We start from the raw sequence: 19,326 nt of genomic DNA on the forward strand, positions 1-19,326 counted from the left end.
AAATAAAGCATGGGGGCGGGCGGTGACGCCCGCCCCCGTTGGGGAAAATCATTTGGGGAAAATCATTTTTTGGGATCGTAGGTCAGCTTCCCGCCGGTGGCGTCCCACTCGGTAGCACCGTTGGCGATCAGGAATTTAGCGGTGTAGAAGCCGTTATCCTCAACGATATTTAGGCGAATGATTAGGGTACCCATTCCTTTGCCGCTGTTGCTGGACTTGTCCGCAATACCGGAATTGAAGGTGATGGAGGTTTCGCGTTTGATGTCGGTAAAATCAAAGGTCAGTGAACTGCATGGAGCAGTGTCGCTGCTGCCTAAATACCTCTGCGTCAGCGCTCTTGGGTCAAGAGCGCCAATGATCGTGGTGCTGCTGGTGTAGCTGCCGAATTTATCCACATCAGCCAACGGCTTATCAACGACCTGCAATAGCTTATCACTGTCCTCTGTGAGGAAATACAGATTCTCGTCAAAGTCGATTTTAAGCGTTCCGCTGTATTTGGCGTTTGCAGCTTCATCCCAAGTCTTATATACGCTGGTGGTGGTGATGGTGGTGCTGATGGCCCGCACTCTGGGGGGCTGGTTATCCACCGCGTAGAGGGGGGCGTTGGCGCTGAATGCGTAGCCGGAGCCTAAGGGACTCTTGCCAACGGCCACGACCCAATAGCGACCGCCTGGCAGCATATACTTTGAGAAGTCGATGGGCTTCGATGTTAGGCTGCCGGCTTTCAGAGTAAGATCGCCGCTGGCAACGCTATAGCTGATGGTTTGACCGGAGGCGATGATGCCGGCAATTTGATCCTTGGTAGACTGATCCGCAAAGAAATCAAACACGGAGCCAAGGGAAACGCTTCCGTTCATGACGTTCTCGCGCATGGCCTCAAGAAGTGTGAGATTCTTATAAGTGGGTGACCATTTATCGTGCTTTTCCGCATCGCCTATCAAATGAGTTTCCAACTTATCTGTGAAGGGCGTTCCGGCCTTGGCCGCAGTAAAGGCCATATAGTTTACATTCGCGTCCCGATCCGCCTTGATGGTGGCAGTGGTTGTGGCCACGCTGATAGAGAGAATGGGCCGCACCACCTCAGCAGTCTCAAAGCGGAAAGCGTAAACGCCGGAGGTAGACTCCTCAGATTCGCCTTGCAGGACAAAGTAGGCAATGTATTTCGTGCTGGCTGCCAGTCCGGAGATCTTGACAGTTTGCAGACTACCATCGTAGCGGCCGATGCCGGCGATATAGGTGGGCGCCTTGTTCAGATAGGTGCCGCTGGTGATCGCATCGGCGCGGGGGAGCTCCACGTTGCCTGCCGTCAACCCTTCGCCGTTTTTCGGCAGCTTGTCCCAGTTGCCGTTGTCGGCGGTGATGACGGTCTTATCATTCAGAGTGGTGGAGATTTTTCCTACCTGGGTGACCACATAATAGAACCGCGTGTTGGGACGGTTGAGCTGAATGTCAATACTGGCGCTGGAATCGCCGACGGTAAAGATGGGAGTGCCGTTGTCGAAGGTGGGGGCATTCTGATCCCGGAAGCTGCAGGAGACCGTATATTTCGCGGGGACGCCGATCTCCTTGACGGCATAAATGCTGTTTTGGAACTCCTTGTAGCTGTCCGGTGTCAGGAAGGGGGTGTTGGACAGATTCCGCAGGGATTCCGCGGTGCCGGTCACCGGCGTGATGGACAGGGATACGCTGCCACTCCAGTTATCACGCACTTCGGAGGATTCCAGCTTGGTGATCTTGATGGCAAATTCCCGGTCTTCGGTGAACGCCTTGAGCTTCTGCCAATCAAGACCGAGAGAGCCGGCGAGGGTGACGCCCACCTGCGGGTTGAAGGTGTTGGTTTTGATCTCTACCGTATTCTTGGTTCCGCTGACCTGCTCCCAATTAGTCGTGCCGACTTTGCGCGAATAGAGCTCAAAGGAGAGACTCTTGTTCGACCAGATCACCATGTCCCACAGGACATTTTCGTTGACGCTGGCGGCAGTGACGGGGGAGAGACGGAAGGTCATATCCGGGTCACCCTTGGTATCCGGGAGCTGTCCGCTGTTTTGCACGGCGGAGAACACCAGCTGCGCGTCGATGGTGGTGAATTCCGGCAGCTTGGTCACGCCCCGGCTGCCCGCCATGGCGTTTTCCGCCACGGAGGTATCCACGATGCCGCTGAGCTCGAAGTAGTACGTCACGCCGCTGGAGAGGTTGATGGCACTCTCCTTGGGCTTATCCTTGTTGTAAGGGAAGGTGACGATCATCTCGCCGCTGTCCGCGTCCAGCGTGACGGTGGCGTAGCGGTAGTCGATGACCCAGTTGGTGTTGTCGGCGGCAGTGGTGGTCTTTTCTGCCACCAGGGCAGGCTGGCCGCTGACGGGCCGGTAGTAGAGCTTGATGTGAGATCTCAGGGCGTTCGCCAGCGCCTCCCGGGCGGCGGCCTTTTTATCCGCGGGGGCCGAGAGCGTATCATCATAGAGCTTTTTGAAATCGTTGTAGACGGGCTTGCCGCTGCCGTCCTGGGTCTTGCCCTTCACGCTTTCGGAGAACACAAGGCGGATGGAGGTGTCGGGATAGGGGGTGGGGAGCTTGCCGCTGTCCGTGCCGTCGTGGGTGAACTCCTGCTTGACGGTGGGCGGCTCGTTGTCCAGCGTGTTCAGGAGCAGGGGGAATCCAAATTCCCCGGTGTAGACGTTGTAGTTGCCCGCCTTGTCCTTGACCACATAGTAGAGGTCGTAGGAGGTCTGCCCCTCCAAACCGCTGACGGTGAATTTTACATCGGCAGCGGCCTTGGAGGCGTTGGCACTGCCCTTTTTCAGGGCCCCCAGACCGGTTTCGATCTGGATCTTCGCAGCCAGAGTCTCCTTGTCTGTGATGCCGTTGGCAAAGAAGTCCGCGCCGTGCTTGACCACCGCCCAATAGAGGGTGGCAGGCTCGTTCACCGAGAAGGTCACGGAGGCGGAGCGGGCCGCCACGTCGGACACCCGGATGCTCTGAAGGACGGGGGGCGTCGTATCCAGTGTGGTGACGGAGAGCTTCTTCACCGCGGAGCTCTTGCCGTTGTCGGCATCGTTGAGCCAGAGGTAGAGGTCGTAGGTGGTCTCCTCCGCCAGATAGGCGGTGTTCACCCGGGGGATCAGCAGCGGCGTGTTCTTCTTCACGTCCATCACGCCGTAGCCCAGATTGCCGGTGATGGAGCCGGTCTTGAAGTTGGCCGCCGTAGGCGCGGCAGAACCCTTGGGCAGCAGCGCGTAATAGAGGCGGCAGTCCTTGGTGGGCATGACCATGGCCTGTACGATCTGCTCCTTGCCGGCGGTGTCCGTTTTGGAGAAGGTCATGTTGGTGTAGGGATAGCCGGCGGCGAAGGCGGGGACCGTGTCATCCGGGGTGGTGAAGGCCGTGACCTTCACGGGACTGTGCCGTCCGCGGGCGTCCACCAGCATGGCGGAAATGTAGTAGGAGCCGTCCTTGGTGAGACCGGAGAGCTTGGCGGTCAGCTCCGTCTTGGAGGCCGCGACCTTGATATTGCCGCTCTTGACCACGGAATGAGAGGTGGCGGGGTTCAGCAGGACGGTCTCATTCACGGAGCCGTCCGTCAGGGCGGTGACGGCCCAGTAGATCGTGCCGCTCTTGTTGGCGCTGAACACGGTGTCCGCCGAGGTGGGGGCCACGTTCCGCGCCGCAGGATAGCCCGCCAGCAGGCGGGGGTCCTCGGAGGATTCGATGGCGGCGGCGGAGTCCATCACCGCGCCGCCGATGTTGCCGGTCACGCCGGGGCGCACCACAATGGTATCGGGCAGCATGGGGATGGTGGAGCCGCTGGCGTTGACCGTGGCGCTGGTGATGTCGCCCTTGCCGGTCACGGTGGCGGCAGTGTCCAGATTCAGATCCCGGACGGTGCCGTTGATGCCGATGTTCAGGGTGGAGCCGGTGGCCCGCTCGTCCACCGTCACCTTATTGGCCACGCCGCCGCCGATGCCCAGGAAGGAGGCGGGGGAGCGGTTGATGACCTCCTTGATGTTGCCGGCCAGCTGGAATTGAGCGCCCTCCGCGCCGTCCAGCTTGATGAGGGCAAGGCCTTTGCCGTCCGTCGTCCGATCCTCGATATAGCCGGAGGTGCGGACGGTGGTATCCTTGATGCTGGTGAGGCCCTCGGCCCGAACGCTGAGGAACTGGTTGGTCATGCTGTCGATCTCCAGACCGTTTGCCGTCACGTTCCGCAGGATCACGCTGCTCTCGCCCTTCTGGCTGGAGCCGGTGCCGCAGACCACGATCTTGCCGCCCACGGTGACGTTGTTGAGCACCACATCGTCAAGGCCGATGCCGCCGGTGAGGTAGAGGTTGCCGGTGACAATGGTGTTGCTCAAGGTGACACCGGGAACGGTGATGGTGAGGTTGCCGTAAACGTTACCAACCTTATGATCGCCGGAGCGGTTTACCAGCGTTCCGATGGCGTTTGAGAGAACGGTCGCGGCCTGCCCGCGGGAAATCGGCGCCTGCGGGCGGAAGGTACCGTCCGGATAGCCGTTGATGATGCCCATGTCGGTCGCCTGACGGATGACGCCGCGGCCCCATGTGCTGATGCGATTTTCGTCTCGATAATTCTGCGTGGAGCCGGGCGTGTTTTTCAGACGCAGACTGCGTCCGACAAGGGCAACGGCCTGCTCACGGGTCACAGGGGCATTCGGGGAGGCGGTGGTAGCGGAGGTACCCTGCAAACAGCCCGCCTTATAGGAAATGCGGATGTCATCGGCGTACCATGCGTCGTCCGGCACGTCGGTGAAAGGATTTGCGCCCATCTCCTGATAGCCAAAGGCGCGGTTGAGCATGACGACAAATTCCGCCCGGGTGATCGCTCGCTCACCGTGCAGATTGCCGTTGGCATCGCCCTTCATCACGCCCCATTCCTTCATCTGGTTGAGGTAGGGGTCCATCCATGAGGCGGCCTTCGCCGTTTGGGTGAGCGTTAGTGAAACGCCAAAGAGAACGGCGAGGCACAGCCAAAGGCTTGCCGCGCGCCGTGCGGCGTTGGTGATGCGGGTGAGGATATGGGGTCTTTTCATACCTGTTCTCCCTTCGTGTTTTCGTTGGCGCTGTCCTTGCGGGGACGGCTTCTGAGCTGCACGCGAAAGACGGCCTCCCGCACGAAGGTCTCCTCCGCGTGGCACATTTCGATGAATTTCGCGGCGTAGAGACAGCGCTCTCCGCTCAGATCGTTTCTGCGTAGGATCTGGCATTTAAGGATAACGGGCTGGACCGTTACGGGAATGACGATCTCGCAGCAGTCTCCCACCTGAAGCGTCGGGGCGCAGTAAAAGGCCACGCCGCCGCAGCTGAGGTCGATGGAGCTGATGGCCCGGCGGCCCTGCCACTGGGCACCGGGAAGGGGATAGATAAAGCTGGCGAAGCGGATGGGCACCCGCAGGTTGCGCCAGTAGGACTTGTCCAGCAGGGCGATGCGCTCCAGCACGAAGCGGTCCCCGGACCGGCGCAGCAGGCGGCACTGGAGGGAGAGCTGGCTGCCCGCCACCTCCACGAGGTTAAAAACCTCGTGCTTGGCCACCTCGTCTTCCTTTCCGCCCAGCACTTGGATCTCAAGCGTCTCGCCGCTTGAGGGCGTCAGCAGATTTGCGCTGCCCAGCGTTTCGTTTACGCTGTCCAGCAAAAGCACGTTGTTGTTTTTCAGAAAATTTTCCATGAATCGCGGCCCTCCCGGCTCAAGTCTGCGGCGGCGCGCCGTCCCCGTCCGGCTTCTCCGGGTCGAACTGGAGGAAGTAGACGTAGATCTCGACGATCACCTGATATAAGCTCTCTGGGATCTCCTGCCCCAGCTGAAGCTGGGAGAGGATGGTGGCAAGAGAATTGTCCTCGTAAATGGGTACGCCGCTGTCGGCGGCGGCCTCCACGATCTTTTCGGCAAGATAGCCCATGCCGGAGGCCACAATGACCGGCGCGGTGTCGCTCTCGCCGTAATGCAGGGCGACGGCCCGCTTGGCCGGTCTGGAGGCAGGATCACGCTCTGACATTCACACCGCTCCTTTTCTCAAAGATCTTGGGGAATACCTCCGTCAGCGTGACGGGCTTATCCATGCGTCGCACCGTAACCTTGGCGGGGGTCAGGTCGTTGCGGCGGACGATGTCGGTCAGGGACTGCTCGATGCGCTGGGCAAAGGGGAGCGCCCGGGCGGGACAGCCCACCTGCACCTCCACCTCGCTGCCCCGAGTGGTGAGGATCACGTCGAAAAAGCCGAGAGACTGCACATCGATCTTAAAGAGCAGCTTCATGCCGCGCTCCTTCCGGCCGGAGCCGTCTCCGCGGTCGTTTTCCGCGTCGGGGTCCACCCACAGCTCGGAAAAGAGCATCCGCCCGTTCCATTCCAAGGGGAGCAGGTAGTGGTTGATGGGCATATACACGCTCTCGTTGACCAGCATGGCGCTGACGAGGTTGCGGAAGATCTGCTGCACGTCGGCGCTGCCCTCGCCCCGGAGGGCGGCAGCCGCGGCGGCGGAGAGGTGATCCGCGAACTGCACGGCCCGGGCGTCCCGGCCCGCGCCGCCCTTCAGCAGCATGAGAAGGGACTGGTCGTCGATGCCTTCAAGCTGGCCCTTCAGCGTACCGTAGCCGCCCAACTGGTGGAACAGCTCCAGAAGATTTTCCACAGAGCCGTTCTGGTAGCGGGCCACATTCAGCGTCAGCATGGTCAAAAGCTCACGGGGCGTTCCCATATCGTGGGTGCGCTCTACATATTCCGACATATAGGGGATCACGCCCTTTTGCAGCAGCGCCAAATTCCCCTCGCGGTCGCCTGCGGCGATGCCGTTTTCCAGCTGGGCCAGCAGCTCGTGGAGCTTGGCTCCCCAACTGGCGGGCATGGTGTCGGCCATGCCCCGCAGTTCCCGCAGGAGGTTGCCCTCGATATGGGCGGTGGAGGAAAAGTCGGCGTAGCTTTTGAGAAACTTGAGGATGTCGGTCTGCACGGCATCAGACGAGGCGCGGGCGTAGGCCCCCCGCAGCAGCGCGAACAGCGCGCCGCCGAAGCGGGTGCCCGCGCGCATCTGCCCCTTGAGAAACTCAAGAAGCTGCCCCTCATCCATCTCCAGCAGCTCAAAGGCTTTGGACATCTCGGCGGCCACGCCCTCGCTCATGCCGGAGAGCACCACCGTCCGCTCACCGGCGAACAGGCGGGAGAGACTTTCGGACATGGAGGGAGCGGCGCGAAGCCGCTGGAGGAAGGTCTGGAAATTCGAGTCGTAGCGAATGGGACCGTCGCCCTGCAAATTGCTGTCCTGCCGGTCAGTCCGCCGATCGGCGCGGTTGACCTTGCTCAGGTCCGGCGCGTTTTGAATATGGGGGTTTTCCGGCGCTGTTTGGGGTATACGGTTGTTGTTTAGGGATTTATCATAACCGGGCACGGGGTTGGTCGCGCCCAAGAGATCGGGCATTTTTCTTCACCTCGCAAAAAAAGTTGACGACGGCACTTATCTTTTTGCCTTTTCTAGTCGATATAAATAAGAAAGTTAAAAAAGTTAAAAAGGCGGTGCTATATAGACCATGGGTAGTGGAAACGACATCCTTGATACTTATATCTACGAAACCAATACGCTGCTTGAGCAGCTCGAAAGCATTGTTCTCGAAGCGGAAAAGGCGGACACCTTTTCTCAAGACAATGTGAACGAGATCTTCCGCATCATGCACACCATCAAGGGCTCCTCAGCCATGATGGAGTTTGATACGCTCACGACGATCTCTCACCGCATCGAGGATCTTTTCTTTATCATAAGAGAGAACACGATGTCCGTCGTGTCGGAGGAAAACCGTCCCGCGCTGTTCGACTTGATGTTCCAGTCCATCGACTACTTCCGGGCGGAGATCGATAAGATCGAGGCGGGACAGCCCCTTGATAAAAATATCGACAGCTTCCTTGCAAATATTAATAGTCTGATCGCCAAAATTAAGGGCGAGCCGGAGGGGGCCGAACAGTCGCCCGCTCCTGCGGCCGCCGCGCCTGCCGAAAAGAAGGGCGAGGCTGTGCCGGCGGGCTCGACGGAGGACGGGAATGCGGACTTCCCCTATGCCCTGCGCGTCTTTTTCGACGAGGGCTGCGGCATGGAAAACCTCCGCGCCTTCATGCTCGTCACCGCGATTCGAGACTTCTGCGCGGAATCCGACTTCCTCTTTGTGCCCGCGGGCATTGAAAATGACGCCTCCACCGCTGAGCAGGTGATCGAAAACGGTTTCCTGCTCATGTTCAAGCACGCGGAGGATCGTGAGAAGGCGATCCCGGCCGTGCGCTCGTCCGGCTCCGTGCGCTCATATCAGCCGCACGACTATGAGCCGCCGAAGCAGGTGGAGGAGAAAGAAGAGCCTCGAACCGCCGCTCCTGCCGCCTCGGCGGCGCCTGCTCCCGGCGCGTCCGCGCCTGTGGCCGCAGCGGCAGCACAGCAGCACCAGAAGGAGAGCCTCATCAGCGTCAACCTCAGCAAGCTGGACCAGCTCTCCGCTATTGTGGGCGAGATCGTCATTACCGAGTCGATGGTCACGTCCTCTCCGGATCTGAAGGGGTTGCATCTGGACGCGTTCTCCAAGAACGCCCGCCAGCTCCGCAAGCTGACGGATGAATTGCAGGACATCTCCATGTCCCTGCGAATGATCCCCGTGTCCAGCACCTTCCAGAAGATGAACCGCATCGTCCGCGACATGAGCAAAAAGCTCAACAAGCAGGCGAAGCTCACCCTGATCGGTGAGGACACCGAGGTGGACAAGACCATCGTGGACAGCATCGGCGATCCCATCATGCACATGATCCGCAACTCCATGGATCACGGCATCGAGGACACCGAGGAGGAGCGTATTGCCGCCGGAAAGCCCGCGGTGGGCGAGATCATCCTCTCCGCCCAGGACACTGGCAGCGAGGTCATCATCGTCATTCAGGACGACGGTCAGGGCGTGAACGATGAAAAGGTGCTCAAGAAGGCCATCAAAAGCGGCATTGCCTCTCCCGATGTGGAGTATTCCCACCGGGACATCCTGAACTTCTTGATGATGCCCGGCTTCTCCACCAACACCGAGGTGACGGAGTTCTCCGGCCGCGGCGTGGGCATGGACGTGGTGAAAAAGGGCATCGAGGATCTGGGCGGCAACGTGTCCATCACCAGCGAACTGGGCAAGGGCATGACCACCACCATCCACATTCCGCTGACCATGGCCATCATGGACGGCATGGAGGTCTCCGTGGGCGAGACCATCTTCACCATTCCCATCAAGAACATCAACCAGAGCTTTAAGGTTTCCGAGGCGGATATCCTGCACGATTCCGTCGAGGGCGAGATGATCAAGGTGATGGACAACTATTATCCCGTCATCCGTGCGCGGCGCTTTTACCAGATCGAGGGCGGAACGGACAATATCGACGAGGGCATCCTGCTCTGGCTGGAGTCCGGCGGCAATTCCTATTGCCTGTTTGTCGACGAGCTGCTTGGCGAGCAGCAGATCGTGGTCAAGCCTCTGCCGGCTTATGTGAATAACTTTGACATGAAAAAATACGGCATTGCCGGATGCAGCATTCGCGGCGACGGAAACATCAGTCTGATCCTCGACGTGGGCAACCTGTACTCCGCGATGCAAAACCGATACTAAGTAAATGGGGTGAAGAACTTGAACACCGAAAAAGAGACCGCCGTTATGGCCGGCCCCGAGGGCGAGGCGGGCGATACCTCCACGCAGGAAATGGAGGACAAGGGAAGACGGTATCTCATCTTCGTCATTGACGATCTCAAGCTGGGCGTGGACGCCGAATTTGTGGTGGAGATCCTCAGCAGCCATACCGCTACGGCGCTGCCGCTGGTGCCGAGCTACGTCTGCGGCATCTTTAATATGCGCGGACAGATCATCCCCGTGCTGAATATCCGCCGCCGCCTCGGCAAGAGCGACAACGAGGGAGAGAATCTGCTCATCGTGCTCAATTACGACAATATGCAGATCGGCGTTTTGGTGGATGCGGTCGATCAAATGGTTGAGATCGACGATGAGAGCATTCTTCCGATGCCGGCACAGAGTATGCAGCGCTTCGTGTCCGGAATGTGCACCATTCCGGACGGCTCCGGCACCATGCTGGTGCTGGATTGCGGACAGCTCTTGCGGAACGAGTGAAGCGGCGTATGATCGAACTGAACAAGAATAAAGACAAAGTGCTTGAGGAAACGGGCGTGAGCGCGGCGTTCGGCCCCATGTCGATCTCCGACGGGGATTTCCGACGGATGGTGGATTTCATCAAATCCTCTTACGGCATCGACCTGTCGCAGAAAAAACAGCTCATCACGGGACGGCTTTCCCCCACCATCCGCAAGCTTGGCTATAAGAGCTTTTCCGAATTTGTCAATCATCTGCTGGAAAAGCGGGACGAATCCGAGGTCACGCTGGTCATCAACAAGCTGACCACCAACTATACGTTTTTCATGCGCGAGCAGGAACATCTGGACTATTTCTATAAGAGCATCATTCCAGCGCTGGTCCGCCGCCATCAGCGGGACAAGGTGCTCTCTATCTGGTCCGCAGGCTGTTCGAGCGGCGAGGAGCCGTACAACATCTCCATGCTGCTGTTCGACTACCTCGGCAATCAGGCTAAGGACTGGGACACGAGGATTTTGGCCACGGATATTTCCGCTCAGGCTCTCTCTAAGGCGCAGAAGGGCGTTTACGACCTGCCCGACACGATCCCTTCGGATTGGAAGAAGAAGTATTTTACCGCCAACAAGGACGGCAGCTACACCGTTGCCCCCGCCGTGCGGAACAATGTGATCTTCCGGCCCTTTAACCTGATGGACCCCATCGCATTCCGCCGGAAGTTCGACCTGATCTTCTGCCGAAATGTGATGATCTACTTCGACCAGCCGACCAAGGACGCTTTGGTTCGCCGTTTTTACGACGCTACGGTACCCGGGGGCTATCTGCTCATCAGCTACTCGGAGAACCTGAGCCCCAATATGCCCTATCGCAGACTGGCTACGGCAACATTCCAGAAATAGCCAAAGGAGACTGGAGGCAAGTTATGCCTATTATCAATCAAAAGATCCGCGTGCTGGTGGTGGATGATTCCATGGTGGCTCGCAGCATGATCATGCAGGGCCTTTCAACCCATCCCCGCATTGAGATCATCGGCTGCGCCATCAACACCATGGATGCCAAGGCGAAGATCGCGGCCCTCAAGCCGGATGTCGTCACTATGGATGTGGAGATGCCGGGCAAGAGCGGCCCGGAGTTTTTGCGGGAATACATCCCCCAGCACCCGGTCCCCGTGATTTTGGTTTCCTCTTTGAACCTTCGGGTGTTCGACGCGCTGGACGCCGGCGCGGTGGACTTTATCCAAAAACCACAGAACCATGGAGATCGGGATGCCTTCATCACGGCGCTGGCCCAGAAGGTGCTCGTTGCCGCCACCGCCAAGGTGCGGATGGCACGGCCCGCCGCGCCGACTGCTGTGGACGCAGCCGGCGCGAAGCCCTTTCCGCCCTTGGGTGCCAACCCCGCGCTGAACAATGTCCTGATCGGACTGGGCGCCTCCACCGGCGGTACCGAGGCCACGCTGGAGGTGATGAAGCGTCTGCCGGAGGACATCCCCGGTATGGTCATCGTGCAGCACATGCCGCCGGGCTTTACGAAGATGTATGCCGAGCGCTTGAACCGCCTTTGCAAAATGGAGGTGCGGGAGGCGCGAAACGGCGACGAGATCCACCGCGGTCTTGCACTGGTGGCTCCCGCGGACTTACAGGCGCGGGTGGTGCGGATCGGAAATCGGTACACGCTCTCCTGCGTGCCGGGGGAGAAGGTCAGCGGACACCGCCCGTCGGTGGATGCCATGTTCCAATCTATGTCGGAGACCGTGCGGTGCAAAATGGTGGGCATTATCATGACCGGCATGGGGCAGGACGGCGCCGCCGGACTGCTGGCCATGCGGAAAAAGGGTGCCTACACCATTGGTCAGGACAAGGCCTCCAGCGTAGTCTACGGGATGCCCATGGTGGCTCACGACATCGGTGCGGTCTGTACGCAGGCCTCCTGCGAAGACATCGCAGGTGTTCTCATCCGACATTTGAAGGGGCTTGCGTGAGAACGGATGACCACATGGATAAAGCTGCTGCCACGAGACGCGAAAAGCCTCGTGGCAGCGTTTTTTCTTTTTTGTAAGAAAAGTGCGGAGAAAGTTCTTATTTTTAATAGGTGGACTGCCGATATAAATAATGTAGTATCGTAGAAAACATATGGATTGTTTTCTGATTTCCAAGTAGAGAAGGATGTGAGGCTTCATGCTGACTTTTTTGACCGGCGGCGTTTCTTCTGCGAGGGCACCGGGTTCCTATTATGTAGAGGTAAAGCACGGCGCACCAGCCAGGGAAACGGATGGACGCAGCTATGACAGCGCAGAATTTACCACCGAGGGCGGTGAAAGCGATTTTCGCCGCTGCCTTGTCAGCCGACTGGCAAACGAGGTTCGCACAGCCAACTCGACCGGTGACATTCAGGCGCTGCGGGCACAGGTGAGCGCGGGCACCTATACGCCCGACTGCATGGCCATTGCCGGACGGCTCCTTTACATGGCCGGGGAATAAGCGCCCGTAAGGAGCAAACGAGTATGAAAGACCAATTTGAAGAATATATCGCCCTTCTGGAGACGCTGAAGGAGGAGCTGGACCGCCTCGCCGCCCTTGCGCGGAAGAAAAACGAGGCCGTGTGCGGCGATGACCTGATGGCTCTGGACGGCGTCATGCGGCAGGAACAGGCTATCGCCCTCCAATTCCGAGGCTTGGAGCAGAAGCGGGGCCAGCTTCTTGCCGCTCTGGGACTGACCGCCGTGCCCCTGTCCGACCTTCCGGCGCATTTCCCGTCTGAGCGGCGGGAGGCTGCCCAAAGGGCCGTGGACGGCGTGAAGGACAGCTACCGCGTCTATCAGGCCAACAGCGCCGTGGCGCGGAACGCGCTGGAGAGCAACCTGCGGGAGGTCGAGCACGTGCTCGATATGCTGGGCGGCGGGCCCGAGGGCATTTCCGGGCCGGGCTATGCCCCGCCGGAGGCCGAGCCGCCCCAGACGATGAAAACAGATTTCCGCGCCTGAGAGACAAAGGAGATACGATATGGGTTCCATCGGTACATTCGGTTCGTTCACACAGGCACGCCTGGCGATCTACGCGGCGCATAAGGGCCTGAGCGTGACGGGCAACAATATCGCAAACGTCAATACCACCGGCTACACCCGCCAGCGGCTGGAGCAGTCCAGCTTTGGCGCCAGCGGCGCGGATCGGTATTATTCCAGCTTTGATTCGCGGGTGGGCAACGGTGTTCTGTGCACCGGCCTCACGCAGCTCCGCGACCCCTATTTGGACATCCGCTATCGGGGTGAGATGGCCAACGTGGGCAGCATGGATGCCAAATTAGGCGGCTTGGAGAATATTCAGGCGGTGCTGGACGAGGTGGGCAAGGGCGATGACGCCTTCGGCATCATCGAGGCACAGCTCTCCGACATGGTGGCCAAGCTGCGTCAGCTTTCCGACCAGACCGGCCACAGCCTGTACGACATTCAGGTGCGGGCCTCGGCGGACACCCTGACCAAGCAGCTCAACGCCTACGCCAGCCGCCTGCAGGAGGTCTATAAGAACAACATGGCGTCCTATCAGCAGGACGTTTCCAAGGTCAACGGCATCCTCACCAACATCCGGGACCTGAACGCCACCATCCGCAAGAACGAGATCCACGGCGACAACTCCCTGGAGCTGCGGGACGAGCGGAACGTGCTCATCGACCAGCTCTCCCAGTACATGAAGGTGGACGTGACCTACACCACCGAGGACATCGGCGGGGGACAGTGGGTGGAAAAGCTGGTCATCAAGCTGGGAGATGCCAACCCCGACGGCAAGGCCGGCGGAACGGACACCACCACGCTGATCGACGGCGTGTACGGCGCACAGCTCTCCACCACGCAGCTGCTCACTATGAACCCTGCCGCAGACTTGAATCAACCGAACGGCCCAACAAATCAGTGGTATCTTGACGCAAAGGGCAATGCCACAGAGAAGGAAGAGGATGCCGCGAAGTACGACGACCCCAACCTCGGTCTGACTGTCTCCGCCCTGACTGACCGCAAGGGCGCGGTGATGAAGGATAAGGACGGCAAAGAATCCAAGGCGGTGGATCTGGCGGACAACGACCTCTACGGCGCGCTCCAGTCCCAGCGTGAGCTGCTGACCAGATCCGGCGAGTTCTCCACGCAGGAGGACATCGACCGCGACCCCAATGCCGCCAGTCAGCGAGGCATCCCCTACTACCAGAAGTCTTTGGATCTGCTGGCGCGGCAGTTTGCCCAGACGCTGAATGATGCCAATCAGGGCTATGTTTACGACGAGAAGGGCAATTATGTCAAGGGCACGATGGATGCCGACGGCAAGATCACAAGAGACAACCCCAGTTCTTTTACATTTGTAAATCCCCAAAATAATGCCGAGACGCACACCCTCAACCGAAACGACACATGGGACAAGCTCCCTGATTGGGCAAAGAAGCAGATGGGCGGCGCCAATTCCGTAGAGGACTATCTCAAGGGCAACAAGGGCATTTCGATGGGCGCGCCCCTGTTCAGCAACCGGGGCGACCGGAACGATACGGACGGCATTACCGCCGCCAACATCTCCATCTCTGCGAAGTGGGCCGAAGGCCCGCAGATCGTGCGCTCCTTCCAGCTGCCCAGCGCCATGGACAAGATCCCCTCCACGGAGAGCAGCAACATCGACCACATGATCTACCTCTTTGAAAAGAAGCAGGACTACAAGCCCGGCACGATTCAAGACGACGCCAAGGGCAAGGATGTCACCATGTTCACCGGTTCCTTCCAGGAGATGTGGTCCAACATCGGCTCCGTGCTGGGCAACGATATGAAGGTGACCTCCACGCTGCTGGATGCCTACTACGCCTCCTCCGTCTCGCTGGACACCAGCCGGGATTCCGTTTCCAGCGTGGACTTCAACGACGAGGCCATGAACCTGATGCAATATTCCAAATCCTATAGCGCTGCCTGCCGCCTGATGACCACCATCGATTCGGTGCTGGATAAGCTCATCAACGGCACGGGCGCTTGATAAAGAAGGAGGAACGCTCCCATGATCCGTTCAACCACAAACGGCACTCTGAAAACCTATCGCTACAGTTTACAGCGCTCAAGCTACACCATGAATAAGGCCCGGGAGACCGTGCAGACCCAGCGGCAGTTCAACTCCTTCGCCGAGGACCCCGCCGCCGCGGCCAAGGCATTCCAGCTGCGCCGCTCCCTCCAGCGCACCGACAGCCAGTACAATGTGGGCGATTCCGTCAAGCACAAGTACGAGGTGGCCTGGAATACGCTGGAATCCGTGGTGCAGGATGTGAACAACCGCAAGAGCGACTCCGCCTTCGCCATGATCCTACAGGGCAAGAGCGACACCATCGGCTCCGGCGCGGTGGCGCTGGGCCAGTCTATGCGAACTCTGGCCACAGGCATCGTCCAGAGCATGAACTGCCGGTACGGCGAGAACTTCGTCTTTGCCGGGGCGGACGGCCTGAACGTCCCCTTTGAATGGCAGGGCGAGGGCGATGACCGCAAGCTCTGCTACCGGGGTATCCCCGTGGATACACAGGACCCGAAGGAGCTGGAAGCTCTGGAATACATGGCAAATGAGCGCAAGAACGCCGACCTGGGCTTTGGTATGCAGGAGGACGAGAATGGCAACATCATCGGCTCCAGCGTGGCCAACGTGGGCCTTCAGGGCATCACATTCCTCGGCTATGGCAAGGATGCAGACGGCGACCCCAAGAACATCGTCTCCATCGCCGACCGGATGGGCACGCTGCTCCGCCGCTGCGACCCCGACAGCGGCAATTGGGCCAGCGCGGCTGACAAAGAGGAGTTTTCCCGTCTGGCCAAAAAATTCGAGGATGCCGCCTCGCAGCTGACCGACAAGCACACGGAGATGGACACCCAGGCCGCCTTTATCAAGAGCAATCAGGATCAGCTCAAGGCCAACACCGACACCTTGCAGGAGCAGATCCTGGGCATCGAGCAAGTGGACCTGGCGGATGCCATCACCTCCTTCTCTTGGGCGCAGTACTGCTATAATGCTTCGCTCAAGGTGGGCAACAGCATCCTCTCCCAGAGTCTGATGGATTATATGAACACTTGATTTCCCTGGCTTTGACTTCTTTTTCCGGCGAAACGCCGGAGTGAAGGATAAATATTTTTGACGATCGGAAGGAGATGCGTGACGGCTATGATGCCCCTGATCGAGATACAGAGCGTACCCATCGAGATCGAAATGAAGGTCTCTCACGCTCGGCTGGAATATACCCGGGCCACGGCGGATTTGGAAATTTCCCGCGCCAAGGGCGGACTGAGCATCAAGAGCAGACCCATTCATTTGAACATCGACACCTTTGAGGCCCGCAATTCCATCGTACCATCACCCATGCGGGCCACCAAGCAAAACGCTCAGCTGGGACAGGAGGCGGCCTATCAGGCCACGGCTACCTACGCCCAGCAGGGCCAGCTCTTGCTGAAGGCCCAGGTGGGCGAGGAGCTGGTGACGCAGTTCGCCCAGGACGCGATGAACAAGGATCTGAAGACCAACGTGGGGATTCAGTTTCTGCCCACCGTCGGCCCGGAGATCACCTGCGATCCCGGCGAGATGAACATTCGCTTTGAGATGGATAAGCTGAATTTTGACTGGAGACAGTCCAAGGGGAACTTCGAGTTCGTCCCCGGCGACATTGAGATCTCCGTGAAGCAGCGTCCCGACGTGATCATCAAGTACATCGGCGGGCCGATCTACGTTCCGCCGTCCTCCGACCCGGATTATGAGCCGGTGGACGTACACGCCTGATTGAGAAGAGGAGCAACATGAAGCTTCAGACCAAGTATTTCGGCGAGATCGACTATGAGCCGTCCCAGGCTCTGACCTTCCCCAACGGGCTGTTCGGCTTTGAGGAGGAGCGGAGCTTTTTGCTCCTTCCCTTCGAGGGGAGCGGCGGGACGATGCTCTGCCTGCAAAGCACCGCCACCGGCCCGCTGGCCTTTGTGCTGCTGGACCCCTTCTCTTTGGACGGAGAGTACAGCCCGGAGCTGAGCGCGGCGGAGCTGGAGCAGTTCGGCGCGGAGGACATCTCAAAGCTGTGCTTTTATGTGCTTTGCGCGGTGAAGAACCCCGTCTCCGCCAGCACGGTCAATCTCAAGTGCCCAGTGGTGGTGGATCCCCGGAGCGGCGAGGCCCGTCAGATCATTCTGGAAACGGATCGTTACGGGATGCGCCACCCGCTCTCAGAGTTTAAACGCGAGGGGGCGGAGAAATGCTGATCCTGCAACGCAAGCGCGGAGAAACGCTGCTCATCGGCGAGGACATTTCTATCACGGTGGCGTCGGTGGACGGCGAGCGCGTGCGGCTGGCCATCTCGGCCCCGCCGGAGGTGTCCATTCTGAGAAGCGAGCTGGTGGCCGCCAGAGCGGCCAATCGGGATTCCGCCAAGGAGGAATCTGATCCCAAGGCGCTGCTGGCGCTGCTGGACGGCATGACGGAGCACGGAGCGCTTTTTATGAAACCAAACGGTGAGACAGAAAAGGAGGGATCGGTATGATGGAAGCGATCGCCGGCGCTGCCATGGATATGAAGTCCGCGCAGCTTGCCGCGGAATATTCGATTGCAGTGACCAAAAAGGTCATGGATACCCAGGAACTTGCTGCACAGGAGCTGCTCAATATGCTGCCGGCCACACCACCGGTCGTCCAAAAGGGACAGCTCATTGATACCTACGCTTGAAAAGAAGGAGCCGAAAGGCTCCTCTTTTCTTTTTTAGGGAGAAAAATATGGCGGGGGAAGAAAATGCTGGATGAGACAAAATTTCCCTAAAATTAAGAATTTTTTGCCGCAATTTTGAAACAAGGGAGGCTGAAAGACGATGTGAAGAGAAATTCTACTTGAAATCCCCGCGATCGCAATGTATAATATAAGATATTTTGGCGAATTTGTCGAACTGTGTAGACTTCTGAGATATTTTGGGGAAAATACAGGGAAAAAGTACCAAAAACGGAGGGGAAACGGATGGAACTTTTGTCAAGCAACTCGTTCCTGATGATGGAGAAGTCCATGGAATTCCTGTGGGCCAAGCAGGCGGCCATTTTAGACAATATCAGCAACGCAGAGACCCCCAACTATAAGCCCAAGGTGGTCACCTTTGAGGAGATCCTGCGGGAAAGGCTTCAGCGGGCGCAGGAAAAGGATTGTCCCCGAAAGGAGACCCGCGCGGCGATCCGCTCCGCGGAATATTCCGTGAAGGAGAAGCCGGTGTCCACCCGTATGGACGACAACGGCGTGAATGTTACCGAGCAGAGCGTGGAAATGATCCGCAACGCTTATCAGTTACAATATGTGATGAAATCCATCAACAGCGACCTGACCGTACTCAAAGCCGCGATCCAGGGATGACCGGCGCGTAACGGAGAATAAAAGGAGAGAGACACAATGGCCTTTTTAAGCTCGATCAATGTCATCGGTTCCGGACTGACCGCCCAGCAGCTTCGGCTGGACGTGGTGTCCGAGAATATTACCAATTCCACCACCACCCGCACGGAAAACGATGGCGGGGCCTACCGCCGCAAGATGGTGGTGTTTGAGGCCCAGTCCGGGCGGGAGGACTTCCGCAGCGCCATGGCGAAGGCGGCGGGCAAGGCGGTGGCGAACCGGGACAACGGCGCCAACGCCGGCGGCGTTCGGGTGACGCAGATCATGGACGACCCGTCCCCCCTGAAGCTGGTCTACGACCCGACCCACCCCGACGCCAACGAGGAGGGCTATGTGGAAATGCCCAATGTGGACACGGTCAAGGAGATCACGGACGCCATGGCGGCAACGCAGGCGTATTCGGCCAACGTCACGGCGTTCAACACGCTGAAAAGCGTGATCGCCAAGGGCCTTGAGATCGGCGGCTGATGCCGGAACAGGAGGAATTAGCATATGATCACGCCTATTGAACAGATCACGAGTATTGTCCCTGAGGCGCGGAGCGCGGAAAAGGTCGACGCTTCGGGAGCGCAGGGCGCTTTCGGCAACATCTTCCGTTCTGCCATTGAAAATGTCCGCCAGACGGACGCGGAAAAAACACAGGCGCAATATCTCCTTGCCACCGGTCAGCTGGACAATCCCGCCGCGCTGACCATCGCCTCGACTAAGAACGAGATCGCGGTGAGCCTGCTGGTACAGTTGCGCAATAAGGCGCTGGACGCCTATTCTGAGTTGACGAGGATCAGCCTGTAACGGGATATAACGGACGCGGCGAAT

The 19,326-nt window shown here is 58.9% G+C and carries 19 protein-coding genes; 15 read left to right on the forward strand and 4 right to left on the reverse strand.

The window, feature by feature from the left end; all coding sequences use genetic code 11:
• Positions 1 to 62: 62 nt before the first annotated feature.
• Genes H8S55_RS11535 through H8S55_RS11550 form a run of 4 tightly spaced genes read right to left on the reverse strand, consistent with a single transcriptional unit; the run spans position 63 to position 7,425 of the window.
• Positions 63 to 5,045, reverse strand: a complete 4,983-nt coding sequence (locus H8S55_RS11535) for an S-layer homology domain-containing protein (protein ID WP_186879080.1) — start codon at positions 5,043 to 5,045, stop codon at positions 63 to 65.
• On the reverse strand, positions 5,042 to 5,680 hold the full coding sequence (locus tag H8S55_RS11540; RefSeq protein ID WP_147561969.1) for a PilZ domain-containing protein: 639 nt from the start codon (positions 5,678 to 5,680) through the stop codon (positions 5,042 to 5,044). The genes H8S55_RS11535 and H8S55_RS11540 overlap by 4 nt, the downstream gene beginning before the upstream one ends.
• A 19-nt stretch (positions 5,681 to 5,699) precedes the next feature.
• Entirely contained in the window at positions 5,700 to 6,008 is a 309-nt protein-coding gene (locus H8S55_RS11545; RefSeq protein WP_186879081.1) for an EscU/YscU/HrcU family type III secretion system export apparatus switch protein, read from the reverse strand.
• Entirely contained in the window at positions 5,995 to 7,425 is a 1,431-nt protein-coding gene (locus tag H8S55_RS11550) for a hypothetical protein (protein WP_186879082.1), read from the reverse strand. The genes H8S55_RS11545 and H8S55_RS11550 overlap by 14 nt, the downstream gene beginning before the upstream one ends.
• A gap of 109 nt (positions 7,426 to 7,534) precedes the next feature.
• On the opposite strand from H8S55_RS11550, the gene H8S55_RS11555 reads away from it, so the two are divergent.
• The 15 genes from H8S55_RS11555 (at position 7,535) to fliE (ending at position 19,302) form a co-directional block, all read left to right on the forward strand.
• Complete coding sequence (locus H8S55_RS11555; protein ID WP_186879083.1) at positions 7,535 to 9,619, forward strand: chemotaxis protein CheA; 2,085 nt, start codon at positions 7,535 to 7,537, stop codon at positions 9,617 to 9,619.
• Between the two features lie 18 nt (positions 9,620 to 9,637).
• On the forward strand, positions 9,638 to 10,132 hold the full coding sequence (locus H8S55_RS11560; RefSeq protein WP_243200589.1) for a chemotaxis protein CheW: 495 nt from the start codon (positions 9,638 to 9,640) through the stop codon (positions 10,130 to 10,132).
• Between the two features lie 8 nt (positions 10,133 to 10,140).
• The gene (locus H8S55_RS11565; RefSeq protein WP_366467909.1) at positions 10,141 to 11,007 is read left to right on the forward strand and encodes a CheR family methyltransferase; all 867 of its coding nucleotides are present in this window, start codon (positions 10,141 to 10,143) and stop codon (positions 11,005 to 11,007) included.
• A gap of 23 nt (positions 11,008 to 11,030) precedes the next feature.
• Positions 11,031 to 12,089: a protein-glutamate methylesterase/protein-glutamine glutaminase gene (locus H8S55_RS11570; RefSeq protein ID WP_147561977.1), complete on the forward strand. Its 1,059-nt coding sequence runs from the start codon at positions 11,031 to 11,033 to the stop codon at positions 12,087 to 12,089.
• A 196-nt stretch (positions 12,090 to 12,285) separates the two neighbouring features.
• Complete coding sequence (locus tag H8S55_RS11575; RefSeq protein ID WP_147561979.1) at positions 12,286 to 12,588, forward strand: flagellar biosynthesis anti-sigma factor FlgM; 303 nt, start codon at positions 12,286 to 12,288, stop codon at positions 12,586 to 12,588.
• A 23-nt stretch (positions 12,589 to 12,611) separates the two neighbouring features.
• Positions 12,612 to 13,091: a flagellar export chaperone FlgN gene (gene flgN / locus H8S55_RS11580; protein WP_186879084.1), complete on the forward strand. Its 480-nt coding sequence runs from the start codon at positions 12,612 to 12,614 to the stop codon at positions 13,089 to 13,091.
• A gap of 19 nt (positions 13,092 to 13,110) precedes the next feature.
• Entirely contained in the window at positions 13,111 to 15,105 is a 1,995-nt protein-coding gene (locus H8S55_RS11585) for a flagellar hook-associated protein FlgK (protein ID WP_186879085.1), read from the forward strand.
• Positions 15,106 to 15,126: 21 nt separating this feature from the next.
• Complete coding sequence (locus H8S55_RS11590; protein ID WP_186879086.1) at positions 15,127 to 16,182, forward strand: flagellin family protein; 1,056 nt, start codon at positions 15,127 to 15,129, stop codon at positions 16,180 to 16,182.
• An 87-nt stretch (positions 16,183 to 16,269) separates the two neighbouring features.
• Complete coding sequence (locus tag H8S55_RS11595) at positions 16,270 to 16,878, forward strand: DUF6470 family protein (protein ID WP_147561985.1); 609 nt, start codon at positions 16,270 to 16,272, stop codon at positions 16,876 to 16,878.
• 17 nt (positions 16,879 to 16,895) lie between these two features.
• Positions 16,896 to 17,348, forward strand: coding sequence for a flagellar assembly protein FliW (fliW, locus tag H8S55_RS11600; protein WP_147561987.1), 453 nt, complete (start codon positions 16,896 to 16,898; stop codon positions 17,346 to 17,348).
• Positions 17,342 to 17,626 (forward strand): carbon storage regulator, encoded by a 285-nt coding sequence (locus H8S55_RS14390; RefSeq protein ID WP_186879087.1) that lies wholly within the window; start codon positions 17,342 to 17,344, stop codon positions 17,624 to 17,626. The genes fliW and H8S55_RS14390 overlap by 7 nt, the downstream gene beginning before the upstream one ends.
• Positions 17,623 to 17,808 (forward strand): YjfB family protein, encoded by a 186-nt coding sequence (locus tag H8S55_RS11610; RefSeq protein ID WP_186879088.1) that lies wholly within the window; start codon positions 17,623 to 17,625, stop codon positions 17,806 to 17,808. Before H8S55_RS14390 ends, H8S55_RS11610 begins: the two co-directional genes overlap by 4 nt.
• Before the next feature lie 282 nt (positions 17,809 to 18,090).
• A complete protein-coding gene (gene flgB, locus H8S55_RS11615; RefSeq protein WP_186879089.1) occupies positions 18,091 to 18,474 on the forward strand; it encodes a flagellar basal body rod protein FlgB in 384 nt (127 codons plus the stop codon).
• 36 nt (positions 18,475 to 18,510) lie between these two features.
• A complete protein-coding gene (flgC, locus tag H8S55_RS11620; RefSeq protein ID WP_186879090.1) occupies positions 18,511 to 18,978 on the forward strand; it encodes a flagellar basal body rod protein FlgC in 468 nt (155 codons plus the stop codon).
• Between the two features lie 24 nt (positions 18,979 to 19,002).
• Positions 19,003 to 19,302, forward strand: a complete 300-nt coding sequence (gene fliE, locus H8S55_RS11625) for a flagellar hook-basal body complex protein FliE (protein WP_186879091.1) — start codon at positions 19,003 to 19,005, stop codon at positions 19,300 to 19,302.
• The last annotated feature ends 24 nt before the right edge of the window (positions 19,303 to 19,326 follow it).

This window comes from Flintibacter faecis (genome assembly GCF_014287875.1).
Lineage (GTDB): Bacteria > Bacillota > Clostridia > Oscillospirales > Oscillospiraceae > Lawsonibacter > Lawsonibacter faecis_A.